1 protein-coding gene and 1 pseudogene are annotated in these 1654 nt (G+C 34.4%); both read left to right on the plus strand.

All coding sequences use genetic code 11. The features are described from left to right. Window positions 1–531 precede the first annotated feature (531 nt). The gene (locus AM305_RS00585) at window positions 532–1092 is read left to right on the plus strand and encodes a hypothetical protein (RefSeq protein WP_005822089.1); all 561 of its coding nucleotides are present in this window, start codon (window positions 532–534) and stop codon (window positions 1090–1092) included. A 12-nt stretch (window positions 1093–1104) separates the two neighbouring features. Continuing rightward, window positions 1105–1654, plus strand: a pseudogene (locus tag AM305_RS00590) (cell wall anchor protein); the annotation flags it as partial.

Consider the following 1654-nt stretch of genomic DNA (forward strand, 5'->3'; position numbering starts at 1 on the left):
TAAACGTAAAGAGTAATAAAAAAAGATATAGGAAAAATAAGGAATCTCTAAGATTTCTTGTAAGCCTAAGTCTTAATTTTCAAAGAATGGATTGAAAAGACATATTCTAGAGGGTTTCTGTGCAAGAATAAATAAAATTTACAGTATTTTTAAGTAAAGTAAAGAAATCTTAATGGAAGAAATCTTAATTAAGTAAATTAATGTAAAAATTTAAAAAAGGTCTTTTCATTGAGTGTTTTTTTGATCTATTTTATTTGTTGTGTACCTTATTAAAAGGTACAATAATGTTGCCTTGTGCCTTGTGCCTTGTGCCTTGTGCCTTGCTTGTAAGTTAGACAATCGTTTCAACTCAAGAGGGCTTACCTTCAAACTTTTCTTGAGATTACTCTTCGATTGCCTTTATTTTTCTTCCTAATTTTTCAGTGTTGTACTAGTGAACAAAAGCACACCAGTGTGTTAATGTTGTTTATTCTATGTTCTAATTTTTTGATTTATTTAGGAAAATTCTTTCTTTTTATATAAGGAGATTTTATGGATATTCTATCTAAATCAGCCCGTTCAAAAATGAGCTTACGTTGGGGGCTTCCCCTACTGGCTTCATCTTTGATTATGGGGTGTGCTACAAATTCTCAGCCAACTGTAGCAAAGAGAAGTATTCTAGAACCTGTTGGTGAAAATGCGGGAAAAGTTGTCATTTTTTCTCCTGCAGTAAAAAATAGCCAATCTATTTATAAAGATCATAAACAAAATGTGGTATCACTCTTTATAAATGATCATTTTTTAGCAGCATTGTCTAAAAACCACGTTGTCACACAAGGATTATGTGCAGGGGATTATAAACTGGTAGCAAGATCAACGAATGATAAATTAGCTACGGATAATAAAGTTATTCGACACTCAACGTCTACAACGATTTCTGTTCAAAAAAACCAAACATCTTATTTTGAATTAGTTCGTAAAAATGAAAAATGGGCTATCCAGAAAATAGATGAAAAACAAGCAGAAAAATATAAAACGTTTTTTGCAGAAGATAAACAATTTGTAAGACGCCTGCCAGAATCTATGATGCAGTGTGGACTTCAAAAAAAATAGAGGTAATAAATTATGAGTATCAAAGTTAAGATTCATTCACAAAATCAATCGACAGTGACGAAGCAAGTCAAAAATAATGAGAAATTAGTTATTGAACATCCGAAACTTGCTAATACTAGCTTCGAATTAGTTGATGAAAAAACAGGTCTTGCACCACAAAGTATTGTGACAAAACGCAAGGGTAAAGATTTAGAAATCACAGTAGAAGGCTCAGAAACAGCGAATATCGTCATTAAAAACTATTATGATGACGAAGGTGCAAAAAGCCCAATTACAGGTATCGCAGAAGACGGTCATTTATATGCGTATATACCTGAATCTGGCTTACAAGCGGATGTTATCCCAGCATTACAAGATGGCGTGTTATCTTCATCTGTACTAGGTGGTAATTTAGAGAGTGTTGCCGCAGTTTATGATGCAGTTATGCCAAATTGGGGCTGGTGGTTAATCGGTGCCGGTTTACTTGGCGGTATCTTAGCAGCTGCTGGCGGTGGCAGCGGTGGTGGTAATGGTGGATCATCAAGCAACACCACAAATAACGGCGGTACAACGAATAACGGCG

The organism is Actinobacillus minor NM305, from assembly GCF_000175195.1.
GTDB lineage: Bacteria > Pseudomonadota > Gammaproteobacteria > Enterobacterales > Pasteurellaceae > Haemophilus_A > Haemophilus_A minor.